This window comes from Arthrobacter sp. CAN_A6 (genome assembly GCF_015751715.1).
GTDB lineage: Bacteria > Actinomycetota > Actinomycetes > Actinomycetales > Micrococcaceae > Arthrobacter_D.
Genome location: NZ_JADOUV010000036.1, coordinates 1 through 4,187, shown reverse-complemented (window position 1 = coordinate 4,187; position 4,187 = coordinate 1). Strand labels below are relative to the sequence as shown.

4 protein-coding genes are annotated in these 4,187 nt (G+C 60.0%); 1 reads left to right on the top strand and 3 read right to left on the bottom strand.

Translation table 11 applies throughout. The features are described 5' to 3' along the window. Window positions 1-270 precede the first annotated feature (270 nt). Complete coding sequence (locus IWX75_RS17925) at window positions 271-405, top strand: helix-turn-helix domain-containing protein (RefSeq protein ID WP_442858999.1); 135 nt, start codon at window positions 271-273, stop codon at window positions 403-405. A gap of 343 nt (window positions 406-748) precedes the next feature. Here the strand turns inward: IWX75_RS17925 and IWX75_RS17400 are convergent, their stop codons facing one another. The 3 genes from IWX75_RS17400 to IWX75_RS17390 all read right to left on the bottom strand — a co-directional run bounded on the left by IWX75_RS17400 (window position 749) and on the right by IWX75_RS17390 (window position 3,545). After that, window positions 749-1,846, bottom strand: coding sequence for a hypothetical protein (locus IWX75_RS17400; RefSeq protein ID WP_196823515.1), 1,098 nt, complete (start codon window positions 1,844-1,846; stop codon window positions 749-751). A gap of 118 nt (window positions 1,847-1,964) precedes the next feature. After that, window positions 1,965-2,504, bottom strand: coding sequence for a WxL domain-containing protein (locus IWX75_RS17395; RefSeq protein WP_196823514.1), 540 nt, complete (start codon window positions 2,502-2,504; stop codon window positions 1,965-1,967). 387 nt (window positions 2,505-2,891) lie between these two features. Next, window positions 2,892-3,545 carry a DUF7793 family protein gene (locus IWX75_RS17390; protein WP_196823513.1) on the bottom strand — a complete coding sequence of 218 codons (654 nt, stop codon included), beginning with the start codon at window positions 3,543-3,545 and terminating at the stop codon, window positions 2,892-2,894. Window positions 3,546-4,187: the final 642 nt, after the last annotated feature.

The window sequence follows — 4,187 nt, the reverse complement described above, 5'->3', positions numbered from 1 at the left end:
CTGACCCCGATCGAATTTGAGACAATCAACAACATGGCGCTAGCCGCCTAAAAACTATCAACCCCACGAGTCAACCAAACCTTCAGCAGTCCCGACAGTCCCGTGGTTGCCCTCGAAGAACTATGAGCGTGTACCAAGGCATGGCTGTGACAGGTTGGGGTGGCTCCGGTGTGACGGGGTGGATTCTAACGATCGTCGCAACACCTGAGCATTTCAGGAGTTGCAGTGACTTCACGCAAGACTCATCAGCGCAAACCCGGTCCAGGCGGAATGGCCGCGGAGCGCGCCCACTATATTCGGCTCATGAAGCAAGGGCTCAACAATTCCGAAGCCTGCCGAATCATCGGCGTGGGGCGGAAAACCGGTTCTCATTGGCGCAACGGCCACACCGTCCGCATCCGGTAACCGGACGGGTTCGTACACCTATCCGGCGATCACCCTGGTGCGGGAGCAGTGAAGCTGACAGCCCCTGTGGAGTCTGTGTTTCCAGTTGTATCGTCGACCCATGCCGACGCGTCCGGTGGCCGGGTTCCGGGGTGGGATCTGCCCGTCACCCATGGGAAGTGATGCGTGGAGCACTAATCGTGAATGATCACAGGTGGTGCTGCTGTCAGTCCTGTTGCCGCCGTGCGCCTACCCATCGCGGACGCCCTTGGACCAACGGACATAAATAAAGTTCCCGGCCCGGATTCCACCGTCAGTTTCGGGTTCTACATCAATCTTTCGACGCTAATCATCCTTACAACCCCTATGGATGCCCGGGTCCGGTTTTGGCTTCTTGGCGGTGACCCTGCCGGGTATCAGATGGTTGATGATTCGTTGTGGCAATTTTGCGTTGGCGCAGCCGCCAGACCAGGGCTGCAAGCATGGCGAGCACTGCTGCCGCGGCACCGAGAGGAATCCAGGGGATCCCGGGGCTTTCTGCGGGTTCAACGGTTTGGCCCTGGCCGGCCTCGGGGAAGGTGAGGTTCGCTTCTGCCGTATGTTCAACCAGCCCGCTCTTGAGAGCTACTTGAGCATTCCAGGGGCCGTCAGGAAGCTCCGGGTCCAAGGTGATGGCGACGGTTCCTGTGCCGCCTGGTGCGATGGTGGTGGCCTGTTGTGCGGTGAAGGGACCCGCCGAGAGGCCGCCGGGTCCTTCACTGAGTGTTAGGTCGCCGGTGATGTCCAGCGCCCGGCCTCCGGTGTTGGTGATGAGTGCGGTGACCTTGGGGTTGTCCAGCTCATCACGGGCCGAGGTCAGGGAGTCAATGCTGAAGTCGGCCGGCTTTCCGTTGCCAGGGCCGACGGAGAGATACATGCGGATTCCCACCCGGCTGGCCTGGATGATGTTGTTCGCACCCTCACTGGAGGTACTGCGTACTTCGGCCCAGATGGCGGCGTACTGCTCCCCTTCGGGCGCATCGGCGGGTACGTCGATGGTCACTGTGACATCCGCGGAGCCACCGGGGGCAACGTCCAACCGTTCTTGATCGACTGAAGTCCAGCTTGTCAGTTCATTGACCGCCGGATCGTCCTCGCCGATAAAGGAACCCGCTTCAATATGGGCCGCACCGGGATAGATCCGCACCGACTGGATGGAGTCAGAGTCGTTTTGTACCTGAATCCGGCGTTCGATCACGGTGCCGGGTGCCAGGCGGTCGACAATGTAGGACCGGGCCCGGGGATCCTCCTGGGCGGCAGTGGGTATGTCCAGCAGGCGAAGTCCGATCCCTGACTGTTCAGGCGGGGCCGGTGTGCTGACCTCCGCGTTCAGTCCGCGTTCGGCGTCGGTGATGGCCAAGCCGGGGGACGCCGGCAGGAGCACCAGGATGAACAGGCACAATGCTGTGATGAGAAAACGCAAAATTCCGGGACCTCGCGGGTTAGTAGACGCTTATCAGCTAAGCGGAGATTGTCTCCTCAAACCGTACCTGCAGGGCTCCATTCTGGTGGCCCTGCAGGTACGGTTTTGCATCGGTTCTTTAGAGGACGGAGTGCGTCAGAACCGCAGTGTAGGTGTCCGCCAGTGCGTTTGATGGCGCGGTCAGTGCCAGCGTCGCGCCCCAGGTGGCCACGTGGTTACCGTTGACTGCGCTGGCGGTCTGTACGGATTTCGCGGTGCTCAGATCTGCCTGCGCCGCGGAAGCGGTCAGCGTCGCGGTTCCGGAAACGATTGCTGCAGCCGGGGTATAGGAAGTGTTGGCTGCGGGGATCACGTTATCCGGTGTTCCCGCGACGGTTTCTTTCGCGCCGGTGAAGTCACTCATCGAAACCGAGGTCACCCAGCCGGCGGTGCCGGCGCGGTTATCGGTCACCTGAATGTCAACCAAGTTGGTGGTGACAGTGGCGCCTGGCACAACGGCACCGAGGGCTGCGGAGGTAGGAAAGGCGCTGAAACCAATCGTTCCCGCGTTAATTTGGGCGGTGGTGGTGGTGTCCACTGCTGAGGCGGGCAGCGCCATGCCGCCGACGAGGGCAGCGGAACCGGCAAGGACAAGTGAAGCACGAGTGATTGAACGCATGAGCGAGACCTTTGATCGGGTTGGAAAAAGATGTAGCTGCTACACCAGCCAAAGCGCCCAGCACGCCTACCGGTAATACTGCCTGCGGGATGTGGCTGATGTGGAACTACACATTGGAAGTTACCAAAGGCAACACTCGATAGGTCATAAAGTGTAGGAAAACTGCCTCAATCCTCACCGGACAAGCTCTTTCCTAGGCAATTCCTGCGGCGCAGTAGCAGATGCTACCCGCGATGCTCGTGCAGATGACTTCTGACCTCCTATGCAGGCGCCTTCCGAAAATTACAACATTTGTTGCGGTTCATGCCGGAAATAGTGAAGCAGCGGAGGATCCTCAAACGCACGCAGTTTTGTGAGGTGCGGTTTTGTGTGTCCGCTGTCCGGTGTTTAGTCGAAGCAGTGGGCTAGCCATTCTTGTGCGTCGCTGACTGTTTCGAAGTGCCTGGTCGGGTAGGGCGGGTGGTGCAGCGTTTTGTAGTAGATGGTGATAACGCGGTCATCAACCGTGGTCCCGACGATGGCCAGGGCAGCGATGTTCAACCCTGTGGCGAAAGCGTGCAGGGCGCCATCAGTAAGCGAGATCATGTGGTTGAGCTGAAAGAGCATTGGTGGGCACGTCGACGGAATGATCCGCTTGGCTCGTTCCAGTAGCGCCAGTGCATCAGCATCAGTGACGCTCCCGTCAGCCTGCCATTGCACCCACAGGATCTCCTCCCGCATTTCCAGTGTGAATGGTTCCGCCACTGCCGCAGGAGCGGATTCCAGGGCGGGGTTCTCGGTGAGCCACGCGATCGCGTCGGATTCCTCAACGAAGTACCGGCTGGGCGTGGCGGACCGGTAATTGAACGCGGTAATCACTTTCCCTACCTCATCGACTCCGACGACGGCGGTGCGTGTTGAGCAGGTGTCCTCGATGAGTAACTGCTTGGCATCAACAGTGATCTGTTCCACCAAACCGATATGTACCAGCAATGGCCGCTTACCCGTAGGTGATGCACGGGTGACGGCGGCGATCGTGGAGTGAACGTCTTCCGCTTCCATCGTGACTCCGGGAGACCACCGTAGGCACAGGTAGTCACCGGCGTCGCTGAGCGTATAACGAGGTCTTACCCCCGGGCTCGCCCTCACTACTTCCCCCATTTCCTTCGTTATCCTTCCGGTCCTGCGCGCTCGAACTGGCCGCTACGCATCTTTTGAGGAGATATCATCACCGCAAGCGCGTCCATCATGGCATGACAGGACGGGCTCAGCTCCAACGACAGCCCAACCACCACAACAGCGTGGAGGCACCGGCACCGTTTGGGACTGACGCCGACCACAAGTCACGTTCCGGTGCCCTGTCCAAGGACCCTGCAAGGTGTAACCGGCTCGCTGCCTAGTGCTTTCGCCTCGTGTGGCGCCTCGCGGTGGTCACCAAAGTGAACAGCACCAAACCTGTCAGCAGAACACCCACCATGACCGCGAGAGGGGAATAACTCGGTGTCGGCTCAGAAGCGGCAGATTGAATATTCATACCCCTGTTGGTGGCGATCCCGTCCCCAGCCTTCACCCTCGCATCATTGCTGAACGTGGAGGTACCCGTGCCTATCGGGGCAGTCTCCGTCGGAACAGGAACCGGGGCAGTCTCCGTCGGAACAGGAACCGGGGCAGTCTCCGTCGGAACAGGAACCGGGGCAGTCTCCG